The 17,853-nt window shown below is 65.5% G+C and carries 17 protein-coding genes; 5 read left to right on the plus strand and 12 right to left on the minus strand.

Annotated elements, in window-relative coordinates; translation table 11 throughout:
* Positions 1-528: 528 nt before the first annotated feature.
* The 10 genes from FJ386_12730 to FJ386_12775 form a co-directional block, all read right to left on the minus strand.
* Positions 529-1,212 (minus strand): ABC transporter ATP-binding protein, encoded by a 684-nt coding sequence (locus FJ386_12730; protein MBM3877560.1) that lies wholly within the window; start codon positions 1,210-1,212, stop codon positions 529-531.
* A complete protein-coding gene (locus tag FJ386_12735; protein ID MBM3877561.1) occupies positions 1,205-2,479 on the minus strand; it encodes an FtsX-like permease family protein in 1,275 nt (424 codons plus the stop codon). Before FJ386_12735 ends, FJ386_12730 begins: the two co-directional genes overlap by 8 nt.
* A 90-nt stretch (positions 2,480-2,569) precedes the next feature.
* Positions 2,570-3,352, minus strand: coding sequence for a DUF1559 domain-containing protein (locus FJ386_12740; protein ID MBM3877562.1), 783 nt, complete (start codon positions 3,350-3,352; stop codon positions 2,570-2,572).
* 38 nt (positions 3,353-3,390) lie between these two features.
* Complete coding sequence (gene nth / locus FJ386_12745) at positions 3,391-4,068, minus strand: endonuclease III (protein ID MBM3877563.1); 678 nt, start codon at positions 4,066-4,068, stop codon at positions 3,391-3,393.
* Between the two features lies 1 nt (position 4,069).
* A complete protein-coding gene (locus FJ386_12750) occupies positions 4,070-5,308 on the minus strand; it encodes a KamA family radical SAM protein (GenBank protein ID MBM3877564.1) in 1,239 nt (412 codons plus the stop codon).
* A gap of 56 nt (positions 5,309-5,364) precedes the next feature.
* Positions 5,365-6,762, minus strand: coding sequence for a hypothetical protein (locus tag FJ386_12755; protein MBM3877565.1), 1,398 nt, complete (start codon positions 6,760-6,762; stop codon positions 5,365-5,367).
* Between the two features lie 7 nt (positions 6,763-6,769).
* Positions 6,770-7,102: a zinc ribbon domain-containing protein gene (locus FJ386_12760; GenBank protein ID MBM3877566.1), complete on the minus strand. Its 333-nt coding sequence runs from the start codon at positions 7,100-7,102 to the stop codon at positions 6,770-6,772.
* A gap of 242 nt (positions 7,103-7,344) precedes the next feature.
* Positions 7,345-8,106, minus strand: a complete 762-nt coding sequence (locus FJ386_12765; protein ID MBM3877567.1) for a hypothetical protein — start codon at positions 8,104-8,106, stop codon at positions 7,345-7,347.
* 95 nt (positions 8,107-8,201) lie between these two features.
* Positions 8,202-9,488 carry a hypothetical protein gene (locus FJ386_12770; protein MBM3877568.1) on the minus strand — a complete coding sequence of 429 codons (1,287 nt, stop codon included), beginning with the start codon at positions 9,486-9,488 and terminating at the stop codon, positions 8,202-8,204.
* Positions 9,489-9,561: 73 nt separating this feature from the next.
* A complete protein-coding gene (locus FJ386_12775; protein ID MBM3877569.1) occupies positions 9,562-10,023 on the minus strand; it encodes an Rrf2 family transcriptional regulator in 462 nt (153 codons plus the stop codon).
* Between the two features lie 272 nt (positions 10,024-10,295).
* Between FJ386_12775 and FJ386_12780 the strand changes: the two genes are divergently transcribed.
* The 4 genes from FJ386_12780 (at position 10,296) to FJ386_12795 (ending at position 13,074) form a co-directional block, all read left to right on the plus strand.
* Positions 10,296-10,601: a DUF2061 domain-containing protein gene (locus FJ386_12780; protein MBM3877570.1), complete on the plus strand. Its 306-nt coding sequence runs from the start codon at positions 10,296-10,298 to the stop codon at positions 10,599-10,601.
* A 599-nt stretch (positions 10,602-11,200) separates the two neighbouring features.
* Complete coding sequence (locus FJ386_12785; protein ID MBM3877571.1) at positions 11,201-11,791, plus strand: TlpA family protein disulfide reductase; 591 nt, start codon at positions 11,201-11,203, stop codon at positions 11,789-11,791.
* A gap of 113 nt (positions 11,792-11,904) precedes the next feature.
* Complete coding sequence (locus tag FJ386_12790; GenBank protein ID MBM3877572.1) at positions 11,905-12,747, plus strand: hypothetical protein; 843 nt, start codon at positions 11,905-11,907, stop codon at positions 12,745-12,747.
* Positions 12,748-12,762: 15 nt separating this feature from the next.
* Positions 12,763-13,074: a TlpA family protein disulfide reductase gene (locus FJ386_12795; GenBank protein ID MBM3877573.1), complete on the plus strand. Its 312-nt coding sequence runs from the start codon at positions 12,763-12,765 to the stop codon at positions 13,072-13,074.
* Between the two features lie 38 nt (positions 13,075-13,112).
* On the opposite strand, the gene FJ386_12800 is transcribed toward FJ386_12795, so the two are convergent.
* Together FJ386_12800 and FJ386_12805 are read right to left on the minus strand one after the other, a co-directional pair.
* Complete coding sequence (locus FJ386_12800) at positions 13,113-14,021, minus strand: hypothetical protein (protein MBM3877574.1); 909 nt, start codon at positions 14,019-14,021, stop codon at positions 13,113-13,115.
* Between the two features lie 33 nt (positions 14,022-14,054).
* A complete protein-coding gene (locus tag FJ386_12805; GenBank protein MBM3877575.1) occupies positions 14,055-17,144 on the minus strand; it encodes a c-type cytochrome in 3,090 nt (1,029 codons plus the stop codon).
* Between the two features lie 127 nt (positions 17,145-17,271).
* On the opposite strand from FJ386_12805, the gene FJ386_12810 reads away from it, so the two are divergent.
* A partial coding sequence (locus tag FJ386_12810) for a phosphoenolpyruvate hydrolase family protein (protein ID MBM3877576.1) occupies positions 17,272-17,853 on the plus strand: 582 nt, incomplete at its 3' end.

The raw sequence follows: 17,853 nt of genomic DNA on the forward strand, positions 1-17,853 counted from the left end.
CTCGAAGTGGCCAATCATCATTTCATCCACGGCCTGGCTGCCCCATTTCACGGACTTGGCAGGGTCAGGGCTGGCGGACAGTTGGGACATGCGCGTGGGCGGCGAAGATGACGCCGGGCAGCGCGCGGGGTTACGTCCGGATGCCTATCCCTTTGGGTGGGTCAGGAGCGCAAGGCTTACTGAAAATGCTTGGGGTCCAGCTTATTCGCGGTGGCTTTGCCCACGGCCTTCGCGACTGGTTCGCCCCAGTTCTGCCCGTCGGCGGATGGCTCCCGCGTGTAGCTGCGCGGGTAGTCGCTGTTCGAGCCGCTGGCGTCGAGGCGAACGCCGGTGATGGGGGTGCTTGAAGGAAAGTTGCGTCTCGATTCCCCACGTTGCAGCAGGACAATTCGGACGTTGAGACCGTCGTGTTGCGGGACCTAATCAGGTTTGCCGAGGGAGGAAGCCATCTGCTTCGACAGAGTTTGGATTTCCATCACACGCTCCACGCCCGCCGCCAGAGGATGAGTGCGGCAAGGGGCGGATTGCTTACGCTCCGCTGCGAATCACGCCGTCCACGAGTTCGACCACGCGCGGTGCGCGGGCGGCGACACGGGCATCGTGCGTGGCGATGAGCAGCGTGGTGCGGCGCTCGCGCTGGAGTTCGCACAGGAGCGCGATGATCTCCTCGCCGGTGTGCGAGTCGAGGTTGCCTGTCGGTTCGTCGGCGAGGATGAGCGCGGCGTTGTTCACCAGCGCCCGCGCGATGGCAACGCGCTGTTGTTCGCCGCCGGAAAGTTCCGCGGGGCGGTGGGCGAGGCGTTCGGCCAACCCGACGCGTTGAAGGAGTTCGCGCGCGCGCGCTTCGACCTGCGCCGGTTCGGCGACCGCGATGCGGCCCGGGAGGCAGACGTTCTCAAGCGCGTCGAGTTCGGGCAGCAGGTGGTAGGCTTGGAACACAAAGCCGACCTTCGTGCTGCGGAATGCCGCCAACGCGCCGCCATTCACGGTCGCGAGGTTCCTGCCGTCGAACCAGATTTCGCCCGCGTCGGGCCTGTCGAGTCCGCCGAGCAGGTGGAGCAGCGTGCTCTTGCCCGCGCCCGATGCGCCGCGCAGCGCGAGAAACTCCCCGGCGTCCACCGCGAGGTCCACGCCGCGCAGCACGTCGAGTGTGCGGCGGCCGAGCGTGTAGCGCTTGCGCAATCCCCGGGCGGCGAGCAGCGGCTCACTCATGGCGCAAAGCCTCGACAGGCCGCAACCGGCTCGCGTTCCACGCGGGGAGCAACCCGGCGAAGATGCAAATCAACAGCGAGCCCCCGCAGATGATGACAATGTCCCGCGGGTCCACGATCGCGGGGAGGAGGTTGAAATTGTAAATCTTCGCGGGGAACAATTCGAACCCCGTGGCGTTCCGCATGAAGAGGAGGAACTCGTTCCGATAGTGAATGGCGAGCAGTCCCAGGGAGAGCCCGAGGGTGACACCCACCGACCCGACGAACGCGCTTTGCGCGAGGAAGAGCGCGAGCACCTGCCTGTCCGCCGCGCCGAGCGCCTTCAGCACGCCGATCTCGCGGGTCTTCTGCACGACGAACGTGATCAGCGCGCTGGTGATGCCGAATGCGGCGACGAGCACGATGAAGAACAGCAGGTAGAACATCACGCTCTTCTCGACCAGCAGTGCGTTGAGGATGGTCGAGTTGTCCTCGTCCCAGCTTCGAATCTCGAACCCGTCGCCGAGCACTCGCTGCAACTGCCCCTTCGCCTCCGCGGCGGCGTGAGGATCGTCGAGGTTGATCTGCAGCCCGTGCACGGCCTCGCCGAGTTCGTAGAGATCCTGCGCGTTGCCGAGCGAGGTCACGACGATCATCGCGTTGTATTCGAAGTAGCCGACGTCGAAGATCCCGCGCACCACGTAGTCCTCGGGCAGGATGGCCACCTCACGGTCCTTGCCGCGCGTCTCGCGCATCTTCTTCAGGTTCGATGGGGAGTAGACCGCGAGCCGGTCGCCGACACGAAGCCGCAGGCTGCGCGCGAATTCCGCGCCGACCACGAGACCGTTGCCTCCGAGGTTGAACTCGCCATCGACCAGATTCGTGTGGAGCGTGCTGATCTTGCGCTCGAGGTCGGGGTCCGTGCCGCGGAGGATCGGCGCGTCCATCGCGGGCGTCTCGCCCGTCTGCGGCTGGGACTCGACGAGCACCTTGCCCAGGACGAACGGAGCGACGGCGCGAACACGCGCATGCTGCCGGACCTTCGCGATCACGTCCTCGTGGTTGATCATCGGCCCCTGCACCTTGAAGACCCGCAGATGCGCGTTGAATCCCAGGATTTTCTCCCGCAATTGCCGGTCGAAGCCCGTCATCACGCTGATCACAATGATGAGCACGGCGACACCGAGCATCACGCCCGCGACGGAAATGAGGGTGATGAAGGAGACGAACGTGCGCTTGGGCCGGAGGTAACGCAGCGCCAGCATCAGCTCGAACGGCAGTCGCGACATCGCGCGGAGGCTAGGGCGGCGCGCTGGCGCGGGCAAGCTTCAAGGCTTAGATGCCAAGTGGAGGCGATACGCCTCGACGCCGTATTCCGGCTAGAATCCTCCACCACCGTTCTTGGCCCGGATGAACACCTTCTCCCGGCCCGAACTGGTCCAGTTCGCGTTCAAGTCTCCGGGGATGTCGCCGAGTTCCTCCATGTTGAGCGAGGCCGGCCCGGTGGCGCTGCCGCTGGGCCGGTAGGGCGGCATCTTGACCCAGACGGCGCGCCCATCCGCGGCGGTCGCGGTCATTCCCCAGTTGTGCCGGATCATGCCGTTGCGTGGGAAGGGCGTGTTGTTCCAGCCCGTGCGGATGTTGTCGTAGCCTCCTGAGTTCATGCTGAAGCCGGCGTTGCCCGAGTCCTTCTCCGTGTGCATCACGAAATCCGACGGCTTGTTGATCATGGACCCGCGGAGCGCATTGGGGTCCGTGAACTGGTCGTCGCGGAAGATGTGACGGTTCGCGCGGTAGTGGACGAGGAAGGCAAGCGAACCGGTGTCCGGGGTCAGGTCCGAGGTGCAGACGAAGATCTTGTTGTTGTTCGTTGTGCCGCCGACGAAGGGCACCAGTTGCATCACCCACCCGCGCGGGTCGAGCTGCGTCGTCGCGTTGTTGATCCGGATGCCAAACGGAAACCGGTCGTCATAGTCGTCCTTGTAAAGCATCGTGCCGAGGGCGAGCTGCTTGTTGTTGTTCAGGCACTGCGTCATGCGCGCGCGCTCCTTGGCCTTGGACAGCGCCGGGAGCAACAGCGCCGCGAGGATGGCGATGATGGCAATGACCACGAGCAACTCGATGAGCGTGAATCCACGGCGGAGGGCGGGCGGCGTAGTCATGGGCTTCTTCATCATCCAGGCTGCGATCGGGGCGAAAGTCAACTGCGTGAATTACACCGAACCGGTTTCACGCCGAGGCGCGGACAGTCGCGGGCGAGCTCGCAGCCGGCGCAGTCGGGCTTGCGCGCGGCGCAGCGGCGGCGCCCGTGCCAGATGAGCCAGTGACTCCACAAAGCCCACTGGGCGCGCGGGATGAGTTTCATCAGGTCCTGTTCGATTTGCTCGGGTGTCACCCGCCGCGTCAGCCCGAGGCGGCGGGAGAGGCGCGCGACGTGCGTGTCGACGACGACCCCGGCGTTGATGCCGAATGCGTTTCCCAAAACGACATTCGCTGTCTTGCGGCCGACGCCGTCGAGCGCGGTGAGCTCAGCCATCGTGCGCGGGACTTCGCCCTGGTGCCGCTCGACGAGCTGGCGGCTGCACGATTGGATGTTCCTCGCCTTGTTGCGGAAGAACCCGGTGGACTTGATCAACGCCTCGATCTCGCCGAGGCGCGCCGTCGCGAAATCCTGCGCGGACGGGAATCGCGCAAACAGCGCGGGCGTGACCCTGTTGACGCGCTTGTCGGTGCACTGCGCGGAAAGGATGGTGGCGATGAGAAGGTGAAACGCGCCGCGATGATCGAGCTCGCAATGCGCATCGGGATAAGCGCGTTTGAGCGCGGCGAGAAGACGTCGCGCGCGGGCGGAACGCGCTTCAGCGGACTCGCGCGGCATGTCACACCATCTCCGGCGTGGTGAAGTTCTCCGAGGGCTTGAACAGCGGGGTGCCATCCTCCGCCTCGGGATACTCGAACACGCGGCCCTCGAAGTTGCGCACGATCACCCGCTCGTCGTTCCGCCGAAGGATGTAGCCGGGCGCCACGGGCACCTTGCCCCCGCCGCCGGGCGCGTCGATCACGTAGGTGGGCACGGCGTAGCCCGTGGTATGACCACGCAGCGACTTCATGATTTCCAGCCCTTCGCGCACGCTCGTGCGCAGGTGCGCCGAGCCCGAGATCAGGTCGCACTGGTAGATGTAATACGGCCGCACCCGGCAGATGAGGAGCTTCTGCACGAGGGCCTTCATCACCGTCGGGTCGTCGTTCACGCCGCGCAGCAGGACGGATTGGTTGCCGAGCGGGATGCCCGCGTCGGCGAGGCGGCCGAGCGCGTCGCGGACTTCCGTGGTCAGCTCGCGCGGGTGGTTCGCGTGGATGCTGATGAAGAGGGGATGAAACTGCCGCAGCATCGCGCACAGCTCCGGCGTAATGCGTTGCGGCAGGAAGACCGGGATGCGTGTGCCCATGCGCAGAAACTCGACGTGCCTGATGGCGCGGAGCCGCGAGAGCAGGTCTTCGAGTTTCTCATCGCTGAGCAGCAGCGGGTCGCCGCCACTGAGCAGGACGTCGCGAATCTCCGGATGCGCCGCGATGTAGGCGAGCTGGCGGTCAAACTCGGGATGGAAGTCGTAGCCGCTCGCGTTGCTCACGAGCCGCGAGCGCGTGCAATAGCGGCAATACGCCGCGCAGCGGTCGGTGACGAGAAACAGCACGCGGTCGGGATAGCGGTGCACGAGGCCCGGCACGGGCGAGTGCGCGTCCTCGCCGCAAGGATCGCTCAATTCCCACGGCGCGGTTTGCGCCTCCTCGACCCGCGGAATGACCTGCCGGCGGATGGGGCATTCCTCGTCGGCTGGATCGATGAGGTTGAAGAATGACGGCGTGATGGCGAGCGCGAGCTTGCTCCGGGCGAGGATGGCGCCCGCGCGCTCCGCACGGGTCAGCGACGGCAGGAGCGTTTCGAGTTGTTCCAGCGTGGTGACGCGGTGTTTGAGCTGCCAGCGCCAGTCGGACCAGTCGGCAGCCGGGGCATCGCGCCACGGACCGCGGCCGCCGGGGTGAAATTGCTTCAGCGAGTCGAGGCGGCCCGACGCAGGCGGCTCCTTGGCCTGCGCCGGTGAGGCGTCGGTTGACATGTTGGCCGGGACTATAGAATCGGACATCGCGGAGTCAAGGTGGCCGCCGGGGCCGCTCACTGCGCGGCAACCGGCGTGGCCGTCAGCGCGCCGAGTTTGCGGAAGTCATCACGAATCACGTCGAGCACGTCGAGTTGCTTGATGGTTTCCTGGATCACGACCTTGTGGCTGGGCGCGGGCTTGCCTGCGATGTCGAAGAGCTGGCCGGCGCGCTCGCGCTTTTGCAGGTAGGAAGTGAAGGCGGCGCGATAGTCTGCGATGAGCCGCGCGAGGTCGTGCGGCGCCTGCGACTGGAGTGATGTGAGCTGCACGACCAGATTGGCGATGGCACCGCGCTCGCGGCTGAACTGGGCCTGGCCGAGAAACAACTGCAGCTTGATCGCGCGCCGCTCGGGCAGCGCGCCCGCCGCGGCCCGCGCCTCGACGTGCGCAAGGAGAAGTTCATCGAGGCGTTGCAAGCTCGCGGAGTGCGTCCACCGGCGGTGCTCGTCACGGGACAAAACGCTCGCGTGAACCACCGACCACCATTTCTCGATGTCGAGCGCGGACTTGAACTGTTGCTGCCAGGCGTGTTCGAACGCGAGTTGCGCGTTCAGGAACGACGGCAGCGCCTGCAGAAACGCGACGAACCGCGCCGGTCCCTCGGGCTGTTTGAGCAGTTCGCTCACGAACACGTGCGAGCTGCTTCGAAACGTCTGCAGCGCCGCGCCGGTGAGATGCTCGGGGCGTGGCAGGCTGAGGTCTTTGAACGACATCGGCGCGGCGGCGCGCAGGACTTCGCGGGCCTCGCGATACGGTTCCGGGAAGCGCCCCGTCATCGAGATGACGGCCCGTGGATTGTCCACCACCGAAAACCTTCCCGCGCCTGCGACCGGGGCGCTGGTGCCGTCCAAAAAGTGCAGGCCGCCCGTCGTGCGCAAGTGGGCGGCGAGCCCCTCGACCACCCACAGCGGGACTTCGCCGGCGCGTTGCGACGGGTTCAAGCGGTTGGCCAGCTCCAGCGCCAGCGCGCCGGTAATTGCGCGCGACACCTCCGCCGGTTCGGCGTAGTGCGGCGCCAGCACGCGAAACTGCCAGCCCTCGGAATACCACTCGCGATTCACCGCAATCGGCCGCGTCGGCGGCGCCTCCGGCAGGAGCGAGACGCGGATGCGTCCGCGCCACTGGTCGGTGAGGTGCAACTCGCGCAGCAGGACTTCTTTCACGCGCTCGCAGTTGACAGCGACCACGGCGGGTTCGAGCCGCACGAGGTTGGTCGGCGCCCGCGTGCCGTCCGGCATGCTCACGACCACGCCGGGCCTGACGCCCGTGACGACGAATTGGCGCGAGCGGCTTTCGAAGGTGTCGAAGTGATTGTAGCTGAATGCGGCTTCCACCCGGCCTGCCGTTGCCACGAGCAGCGCGACGAGCGCGGCGGCGGCCCGGACGAAGGGACTTCGGCGCGCGGCATTCATGATGCGGTCAGGGTTTCGCGGCGGGAGCGGGCTTTGAGTCGCCGCCCGACTTCGCGGCGGGGGTGGCGGGCTTGGCGTCTGCCGCAGGTGCCGGCGCGGGTGGCGCGTCCTTTTTCGCGGCCTGCTTGTAGTTCTCGCTGCGGTAGTCGGTGATGTAGAAGCCGCTGCCCTTGAAGATCAGCCCGGCACCCGCGCCCATCAATCGCCGGACACGGCCGCGCCCCCAGCGCTTGCGCCCGCAGAGCTCCTTCGGGCAGACGGCGAGCGCGGACTCTTTCATGGACTGGACTTTCTCAAAGTGAAGACCGCACTTGTCGCAGGAATACTCGTAGGTGGGCATGGGAAGATCTGGCGGGTTCCAAGCCCGCGTCGGCAGCCGTCGCAGCAGGCTTGCAGTCGGGAATTCAGCGGCGGTCGAACAATCCTCCGGGCAGCCCCGTCTCCCAGGACTTCGGCGAATTCCAAGGCCGCGACGAGGCGTTTCCCGGCTCCGTCGTGGCGCAACCGCTGGCGCCCAAAAGCAAAACGGACACGGCGGCGAGAAGCAAGGCGCGGGCGATCAAGTTCAGGGGCGCTTTCATCTTAGGGCACGACGACGACGTCGCCTTCGAGGATTTCTTCACCCTTCTTCTTCCACTGTTGCATGATGTTGGCGATGGAGTGGCCGGGTTCGACGGTGGACACCTTCAGGCGGCCGACGAATTTCCCGGCGCGGTTGACGATGAGTTCGCCGTTCTTGAGCACACCGTGGTTGCCACCGACATCCACGATGACGAAATCCCACTTCGGATCGACTGCGACGATGCGGCCCTTGATGGAGGAGTCCAGCACCACATCCTTGCCGACGTTTTTCACGGAATCCACCTCGCCCTGTAGCTTGTTCACGCGGACGGCCAGAATCTTGCGTTCTTCCTTGGTGACATCGAGTTCGGTCTTCACGGCCGGGAGTTCGGCAGCCATGGACTTGATTTGGGGCATGTTAAATCCGGACGCGAAGAACTCTTCCGCCGTTTTCTTCACACTCGCGGTTTCGGCGGCGGCCTTCGCAGCGTCCGCGATGGCTTTCGTGGTGTTCATTTTCTCCACCGCGACTTCCTTCATCGCCGCGTCAGCCTTGGCCTTCTCGGCATCGCGTTCCTGCTCTGCGACGTCGATCTTTTGCTGGCGATCGCTGGATTCTTTGGCGAATTTTTCCTTCTGCTTGGTCATCTCCTCGAGGTCCTTGGCCTTCTTCTCCTTTTCCTCGTTGAGCGTGGTGAGGGTGGGTTTGAGCTTGAGCTCGCTGAGCGCAAAGACTGCCGCGCTGCAGAGAATCGAAACAATCAGGGCGATCTTAAGAAACATGGCGGCTCAATGATTGGGTTGAACAGTGGCGGGACGTTAAACACCAGTCCCGGCGGTGTCAATGGCTCTGTTGGCTCCGTTGGCCTGCGTTCGCCTCAATCCCGCCAGTAGGTCGACTCGCGCGGGGCCTTGTAGCGGATCGCCAGGTGGGGCGTCTCGATGCGCTTCTGCCCGGCGGCGAGTGATTGCATGCCGGCGGCGACGAGCCCGCCGGTGAGTTGCGTGCGCTCCACGGGATACGGCGCGCGGCCGGTGAGGAACATCCGTTCGGCTTGCGCCATGAGTGCTGCGGAATAAACCACGTTTGGATTGGGCGGCAGGTAAAACAGCGTCGAGAGTGGTTGCGACTGGCCGCTCCTCCGCGCGGCGAACGTAAAATCCCCGACCAGTCCGTTCAGCAGCAGCATCGTGGCCTTCAACCCGTCGGCGTGCTCGTAACGATACGCGACCGGGTCCTTCACGAAGCTGCGGATTTGCTCCGCGGTCGGATACCGGTGGCTGTGGGTCGGCGGCTGCGCGAGCGTGTGGCTGCGCGACAGGCACGCTTCGAGGAGCGCGGGGTCCCATCCGCCGGCGGCCCACGAACCCGTGTCCATCGCGTGCCACACGGAGTCACCGCGCAACGCCTGGAGCGCCACGACGCCCGTCTCGCCACCGCGCCGGCGTTCAGCCATGCATTGGATGACTTCCAAGGCGTGGAAGTCGTAACTGTCCACCGCGCCCATCGCCACGCCCATGACTTCGCGCAGCACTGCGCCGGCGGGCATTTCGACCGCGGGCATCCGCCACGTCACCGGCAACGAGGAACCGGCAAGAAACGGAAACTTCAATTGCCGCGACAACTGCACCATTTCGTCCGCCCACGCGGGATTCCACGAGAGATGTTTGTCGTTGAAGACCGGCGCGGCCCGGCCGTCCTGCCGGAAGACGTCTGTGACCTGCTTGAAGAATTCGTAGCGCGGATATTTTTTCTGGCCGGCTTCGTTCACGGGATAGTTGCCGTGTTCGCCGATGATCAGCACGGCGTCAACCGCGAGCCGGCTGCCGCCGCATCGCAGCGCCTCAGCGATCGTCGGGTAAATGGTGAAGCCAAATTCCCGCGCCCGCGCGCGGCTCAGTTCGTTCTCCGGGAATTGGTCCACATACGCGGACACGACTTCAATCTGCGGCCGGTGCCAGGCGCCGCGAACGGGATACCCGACGAGAAACCGTTCCCCCATGTGCCACGCGTGCGATCGGAAGCGCCACTCCGTCGTGATGATGGCCATGCGTTTCTTCCGCGCGGCGGTGCTCGCGGCCGGCCCGCCGAGGGAAAGTCCTGCGACGCCGGTTCCCAACGCGGCCAGGAATCGACGACGCGTGCTTTCGTGAAGAGTGAGCATGAAAGTGGAATACCACCGCCCGATCCGCGAGGCAACGTCAGGAACCGTCCACCGCTCAAACCCTGTGCCCGGTTCAGATGATGTATTCCAGAACGTTCGACGGTTCGCTTTGCAGTCGTCGCACCCGCTCGCACATCTGCGCGAGCGTGACTTCCTCCAGGATCTTTGCAATGGCGTCGCGAACTTCTTTCATCACGCTTCGGATGCCGCACCGCGATTCGTCCGGGCACGAACAGGCTTCGTAAGCCCGCTCGCTGACGCAACTGACCGGAGCGAGGGGCCCTTCGATGTGACGGATGACTTCGGCCAGCGTGATGGTTTCGGGGGCGCGCCGCAGCCGATACCCGCCTGCAACGCCACGCCGACTCTCGACCATTCCGCCTGATTTCAAGTCGTTGAGAATCTGCTCGAGGAACCGCTTTGGAATATTCTGCGCGTCCGAGATGGTCTGCGTGGCGACGACGTCCTGCCCGTAACGCGATCCCAGCACAATCAACGCCCTCAAGGCATATTCCCCGCGCAGCGAGAGTTTCATGGGCGTATCCTGCAAACCCTACACATCAAGTCAAGATTATCCAGGCGTGTATTGCCGGCACAATTTGAATCAGTGTGCCAACGATCGTAACTCAATCCGATTAATGTCTATTGACTTGATAGTGATTTGAAATAGACTGCCCACCCGCATCCGTGACCGCTTCCCCGCTGTTGTGACGAGCGCCCGGCACCATTGCAGACTCTGCTCCGACGCCGCCGGCCTGAAACGACAGCGGATGCGATTCGTCGGAACTGCACACCGAGCTCAAGCTTATGGAAACCAAGTCACGCAGCCTCGCCAAAGCGGTCAGCTACCGCATCTACTCGTCAGTCATCACCGCGGCCTTGGTTTACATTTTCACCGGGATAGCATCCCTGGCGCTTGGAATCGGTGTCACGGAATTGATCGTCAAGGTATTCACCTTTTTCCTGCATGAGAGGATCTGGACTTTCATCCGCTTCGGGCAAAACACCCACCCGCTCGCCGAATTCAAAGTCAGCAAGCCGCTCACGCAACACGACAAGCAGGAGATCGAGAAGAAACTCTCCGAACTCGGCTACCTCGGCGAAGGAATTTGAAACGGCGCAGACCGGCAGAACCAGCCTCGCAATCCGGCGAATCCCCACTCGCCCAGCACCCTCCCGGCGCTTGCAATTATTCCACAGCCCCGGTTTACTCCCCGTGGTTCCAACAACAACTGCACACCATGAAGCAACTCCCATTCATCCTCGGGTTCGCCACGACACTGGCACTCGCCGCGCCAGCCTTCGGACAGGACGCCCTCGCCGAAAAGGTCAAAGCCATCCAAAAGGAATACCAGGCCGCCGCCACGGAATACTCGACCGCCATCCGCGCCGTGAAACTCAACGAGGACCGCGCCGCCGTCGCCAAGGAGAAAATGCCCGACCGCGCGAAATTCGCGGCTCGCTACCTGGAAGCCGTCTCCGGTGCTCCCGCCGACCCCGCCGCAGCCGAGGCGCTCATCCAGGCGGTGACATTGGATTTTCGCGGCTCCACCGGAGCGAAGGCCATCGCACTCCTAGCCGCGCACCACGTCAGCAACCCCCGCATCACAAACGTGATGACTTACCTGCCCTACACCGGCGAAGCCGGCGAGAAGCTCGCCCGCGCACTCTCCGAGAAAGGCGCCGACCGTGACGTCCGCGGCAAGGCCTCGATGGCGCTCGCCAAGATTCTCAAGGACACCAACCCCGCCGAGGCGGAAAACACCCTCAAACTGATCATCGAGAAATACGCGGACGTCTCCGCCGGGCGCGGCACACTCGGCGAACAGGCGCAGAAGGACATCGACCACGCGAAGAAGTTCGGCACCGGCAAACCCGCGCCCGAGATCGCCGGGCAGGACATCGACGGCAAGGATTTCAAGCTCTCCGATTATCGCGGCAAGGTCGTGATGATTGATTTCTGGGGAGATTGGTGAGGGCCCTGCCGCGCGATGTATCCCCACGAGCGGTCGCTCGTGGCGCGGATGCAAGGCAAGCCCTTCGCACTAATCGGCGTGAACTCCGACCCGAAAGAAAAGGTCGTGGACGCCATCAAGCGCGAGAACATCACCTGGCGCTCGTTCTGGGATGGCGGCAACACCCGCGGCCCCATCGCCACCGAATGGCAAGTGCAGGGCTGGCCCACGATGTATCTGATTGACCACAAAGGCGTCATCCGCAAGAGCTACGTCGGCTCGCCCGGCGGCGAAGTGCTCGACCGCGAAATCGACGCGCTCGTCAAAGCCATCGAGGCCGGCAAGTAACCCCGGCGAGGCCAGAAATCACTGTCATAAATGGCCGCCGGGCACCCGGCGGCCATTGCATTGAAGCGCCGAACTCCAGTTCGGTGCGATGGCATCCGACGGCGCGAAGCCCCATGAAAACCTCACACCACCCACCAGTCATCACGCTGATCCTGAACTGCATCGTCGCCGCTCAAATCGTTGCCGCCGAACGCACGCCCGCGCAGCAATACGAGGCCATCGCCGGCGAATACGACCTCGCCCAAGCTGCCTTCACCGCCGCCGTGCGCGCCGCCAAGATCGGACCGGACCGCGACAAAGTCCGCGCCACCAAGCGCCCCGACGTCGCCGCGTTCGCTTCGCGATTCCTCAAGCTCGCCGACGCGCACCCGAAAGACCCTGCGGCGGTTGACGCGCTCGTCTGGGCCGCGAACAACGGCGACGACGATCACGCGCACAAGGCCCTCGACCGCCTCTTCGCCGACCACACGCGCAGCCAAAAGATCGCCGCGGTTTGCGAACCCATCGCTTCCCGCATCACCGACTCGACGGAGCAGCGCCTCCGCAAACTGCTCGGGGAGACCCCGCATCGCGATGTGAAAGCGCAGGCCGCGTTTGCGCTCGGCCTCTATTGCAAGAACAAGGCCGAGGTCCGCGCCGACCTCATTCTCAACCTCGCCGGCGCGGAGAAAGACCTTCGTCCAGTGGACCGCAAGCACTACGAGGACGTCATCAAGTCGTCAGACCCGGTGAAACTCGCCGACGAGGCGGTGAAGTGGTTTCAGCAGGTCGCGGCGCAGCACGCCACCGAGCCCGCGCTTGCGAAGCGCGCGCAGGCGCAGGTGCACGAAGTGTCGCACTTCTGCATCGGCCGCGAGGCGATGGAAATCGAAGGCGCGGACGTGGACGGCAAAAAGATGAAGCTCTCGGACTTTCGCGGCCGCGTGGTGGTGCTTGATTTCTGGGGCGACTGGTGAGGCCCGTGCCGCGCGATGTATCCCTCGCAGCGGTCGCTCGCGAGGCGGATGCAAGGCAAGCCGGTCACGTTCGTCGGCGTGAACAGCGACGGCAAGGACCGCCTGCGGTCGACGCTCAAGCGCGAGCAATTCGACTGGCCCAACTTCTGGGACGGCGGCGACACCAGCGGCCCCATCGCGCAGGCGTGGGATGTCACCGGCTGGCCGACGATTTACGTGCTCGACCACAAGGGCGTCATCCGCTTCAAGGAAATCCGCGGCGACACGCTCGAACTCGCGGTGAGCCTGCTCGTGAAGGAAATCGAGGCGGAGAAGAAGCAGCCTTGATCGCGCCCGGCCACGGGCGGACGCTTGACCGGCTTCAGCTACTTCACGAGCCACAGTGAGGCTTCCTCGACCCAGCCGCTTTCCCAGTGGTGCTTCCGTTGCGGACCGTCCCGCCGCTCGTGCGGGATGCCAAGCGTCTCCATCCACTGATGCGTCTGCGTCATCTGCGCGCGAAAGTTGTCGTAGCCGAACAACCCGAGCCGCGCCGAAGCGCCCAGCGCCTTCCCCCGCGTGCGCAGTGCCTCGTGCAACTGGTGCCGATCGTAGTTTTCGCGCGTGCCGGAGATGGCTTCGAGCCCGTAGCGCGGCTGTTCCATCGCGGTGGGCGCGTCCCACGCCGCGGCTTTGCCGAACACATCGGGATGCCGCAGCAGCAGACTCCACGCGCCCCATCCGGACTTGCTGAAGCCAAGCAGCAACCGTGCGTCGCGGTCGCGCCGTGCGGGATGCCTCGACTCGACCGCGGGCACCACGACCTTCACGAAGTAGCTTTCCTGCCGGATAGACTTGTCCGCCGAGTGATCCACAAACCACGGGAGCTGGCTGAATGTCGGATAAACGCAGATCACGCCGACCTTGTTCGCGAGATCGAGCCGTTTCGCCTCCGCGAGCGCGCTGCCCCAATGCACGCCGTTCGTCGCCTCGACGGGCAACAGGTAGAGCACGGGGAACTTCGCGCCCGGCGGCCGGTTTTGCGGCAGAAGCACATGAATCTCCGTCGTGCCCGATTGAAACTCGGACTGCACGTCATGCACAACAAACCCGTGCACGCCCGGTCGTGCGCCGGAGACCTTCGCGCTCGCGTGCAGTTCCAGCGGCAGCTCCGCGGCCCCCGCCGCCGCGGCCGCGAGCAAGCCCGCGGCGAGCGCCGGACCGGCCGCCCGCGCGTAGCACAAGACGCCCGTCAGAATACCGGCGCTCCGCTTGGCCTCGTGCGCGGGGTGCATGGATCGGAAGTCGGTTGGATGGCGTGACCGCCGTTACTTCAACGCCGCGAGATACTCCACAAGGTCGCGCAGCTCGAAGCGAGTGAGCAGTTTCTCCACGCCCTCGGGCATCGCGCTGAGTCCTTTCGCGCGCGCGCGGATGTCCGCCTTGCGCAACTGCAACAAGCCGTCTTCGGGCGAGTGCAGTTCGAGCTTGGTCTCCGTCTCGCGCTTGACCACGCCTGCGTGCACCGCGCCGTTCGCAAGGGTGATGGTCACACTCTCGAAGCCCGGCGCGATTTGCCGGTTTGGGAAGAGGATGGACTCGACCAACTGCTGGCGAGTCTGGCGCGTGCCGATGCCGGCGAGGTCCGGCCCGACGGTGCCGCCGGCGGATTTGATCGCGTGGCACCGGAGACACTGCGCTGCCGCGTGTTCGTGGAAGATCCGTTTGCCGTTCGCGGCGTCGCCGCCGGCGAGCAGCGGCCGGTGCGGCGCGGGCGGGTCGTTCGTGGCGAGCGTGTTCGTGAACCGTTGAAGCGCCGCAACCGTCACCGCATTCGTCCGCCGCCCGGCGGCTTCAACGAGGTCGAGTTGAAGTTCCGCGCGGACCTGTCCGGCGGTCAACTTCGCGAGCCACGAGGCGAGCACTTCGTCGGCCTTCGCGCCGCCGAACCGGCCGAGCGTGGCGAACGCGGTCTGCGCGAGCCGGGTGTCCGTCTCCTTGGCGAGCATCAGCCCGATCGCCGCCGGTGCATCCGGCAAATCCACGCGGTCCAGCAGGCCGATGGCCGCGGCGCGGAGCGCGACATCGGAATCGCCGAGGGCGAGCTTCACGGCCTCGGCCGCGCGGAAGTGCCGCAAGGCCACGAGCGCGGCCGGGATCTCGCGGCGCAGTTCCAGCGGCGTGTTCGTCGCAGTGAACCGGTCGAAAAGCGGCTGCACCGCAGGTTTCGCGTCGAGTTTCACAACGGCCCGCAGCGTGGCGAGTTGAACGGCGGCGGACTTGTCCTCGAAAAGCCGCGAGGCGACGCCGAGCAGGTTCCGCTGCGCCACCACGCCGGAGCGCGGCGGGAGCGGCCGCCACAGGCCGACGACGCGGTCGAACCAGCCCGGCCAGTTCTCCGGGTTGATCACCGGCGTGGAACCGTGGCGGGCGTCGCGCTCCGGGGCGACGGGCACGTGACCCGGCTCGGCCGCCTCGACCTTCCAGGCGGCGAGCGCGTCGAGCGCCTCGACTCGCATCGCGTCCGGCACATCCGCGCGCTGCGAGAACGCCGCGAGCATCTTCGCGTGACGGTCGGTGCCGAGCCGGAAGCAGGCGTTGATCGCGCGCGGATGCAGGTTCGTCGGGCAGTCCACCTTGCCGATGAAAAGCGCGAGTTCGGGCAGCGCCTCCTCGATCGGCACGTCATGGATGGCGCGCGCCGCCTCGTGGCGCAGTCGCGGCTCGGGGTCGTTGAGGAAGCGCGCGATGCCGGGCGATTCCAGACGCCGCATCGCCAGCAACGCGGCGCGGCGCACGGCGGGCGACTCATCGCGCGCAGCCTGGTTGATGGCGTTGGTGTCACCGATGCCGACCAGCGCCATCACGCCGGCGTGCGTGAGGTGGGCGTCGGCGTCGGCGTTCGTGCGGAGCAGTTTGAGCACGCTGGGAATGGCGTTCTTGTCCCCGGCCTTCGCCACCTTCATGGCGAACTCGAAGCTTGCCACGGCGCCCGAGAATTCACGGATTCCACCCAATTGTGGGTTGTCATGTGCGGCGCGCGTGTCCTTCTCGTCGTTGGTGACCCGATAGATCCGCCCCTTTTCCGGCGCGCCCCAGCCGGCGACCCAGTCCAGCACGTAGAGCGCGCCGTCGGGGCCGAACGCGACATCGGTTGGCCAGCAGTTCCACAGGAGCTTCTCGCGGGCGGCGACCTCGAAGCTCGCGCCGCGCGGCTTCACGCTGAAGCTCCACACGCCGCCGGGAAAATCGCAGAGGACGAATTGGTTCCTGTATCGGCCCGGCAGTCCCGTGCCGGGATAGAACGCGAATCCCGCAGGACCCTGCGCGACTTCGCCGCAGGTCGGCAGCACGTCGTCCGCGCCGCCGCGCCACACGCCTTCGCGCACCCACGGCCCGAACCCCTTCATGTGCTGATACGAGCAGCGCCAGCCGTAGTCGCCGCCCTCGACCAGGTGCAACAGGCGCGACTTGTCCGCGCCCGCCGTGTCGTTGTCCACCGTGAAGAGGTTGCCGAAGGCGTCGAAGGCCAGCTCCTGCGGATTGCGCAGGCCGATGCAGAAGACCTCGAGTTGGGAGCCGTCGGGACGACACCGGAACACCGCGCCGGTGTCGGGCGCGACGCGGCGGAGGTAACCGGCGCTGAAGCCGGGATGCTTCGTGCCGGGCCGCAGTTCGAAGCCGCGGTCGCCGACGCTGAAATAGAGCCGCCCGTCCGGCCCCATCACGAGCCCGTGCAAGTCGTGGCCGGACACGCCGATGTGCACGCCGAACTGATTCGCGATCGGCGACGAGCGATGGATGAGCGCGGAGCCTGTGGCGGGAACGCGTGCCGGATTTGAGTTCGAGTTTCGAGAATCGGGAATCGAGAATCGCCAGACATCCGGGATGTTCGCGAACCACACCGAGCCGGTCTTGGCGAGAATGCCCGCGGCCGTGCCGGACTCGGGCTTGTTGAACCCGGTGGCGACAATCTCGGAGAAGTCCGCGCGGCCGTCGGCGTCGCGGTCCTCGAGGAGCCGGATGACCTCGGTGTCGTTCGTGAGCGTGGCGAAGTTCGTGCCCGTGAACTGCCGGCGCAGGAAATCCGCGCGGCCGGCCACGGTGCGGAGCGACAGGTCGTTGAGAAGCCACGGCGTTTCCTTGGTGATGTCGAAGACGGACTTGTTCCACCGGTGCGTCTCCACGACGAAGACGCGCCCGCGCTCGTCGATGCTGAAGGCGACGGGATTCTTGAGCATCGGCTCCGCGGCGAAGAGTTCGACCTTGAGTCCGGGCGCAAGCTGGAGGCCTTTCAAAGCAAGTTCCGCCGCGGGATTCGTCGCCGCTTGCGAGAGAAGCAGACCGCCCGCCACGAGCCACGCAAGCATCCACGCGGACGCGCGCGCGAGTCGCCGGGGTGCCGGTGCGGGGTGCATTTGACGGATGGATTATGCCCCGCCCGCCGGGGAAAGGGGAAGTCCCCGCGAGAACCGATTTCAACCAAGGGCGACCGGGAATTTGGTTTGACCCCCTGCGCCCCGGCGCGAATGCTCCCCCGGACTTATGCCGAATCCTTGGACTGGAAAGGGGAATCCCTACACGCGGAAGGAAGTCGTCGAGCGGTTGCGCGAGCAAATCCGCAAGGGCCGGCCGATCATCGCCGCGGGCGCGGGCACGGGCATCAGCGCGAAGTTCATCGAGCGCGGCGGCGGCGACCTCATCATCATTTACAACTCCGGTCGTTTCCGCATGGCCGGGCACGGCTCGACCTGCGGGTTGATGGCTTACGGCGACGCGAACGCCATCGCGATGGAAATCGGCGAGCACGAGGTGCTGCCGGTGGTCGAGGAAGTGCCGGTGATTTGCGGCGTGCACGCGACCGACCCGCGCCGCCGCATGTGGCACTGGCTGCTTCAGGTCAAGGCCATGGGCTTCAGCGGCGTGAACAATTTCCCGACGCACTGCATCGTGGACGGACGCTTCCGGCAAATCCTCGAGGAGACGGGCATGAGCGTGGAAAAGGAGTTCGAGATGGTCTCGCTCGCGCGAAGGATGGACTTGTTCAGCATCGTTTACGTCTCGACGCCCGCGGAGGCGAAGGCGATGGCCGAGGCGGGCGCGGACGCGATCATCGCGCACGTCGGC

This window comes from Verrucomicrobiota bacterium, assembly GCA_016871675.1.
In the GTDB taxonomy this organism is placed as follows: domain Bacteria; phylum Verrucomicrobiota; class Verrucomicrobiia; order Limisphaerales; family VHCN01; genus VHCN01.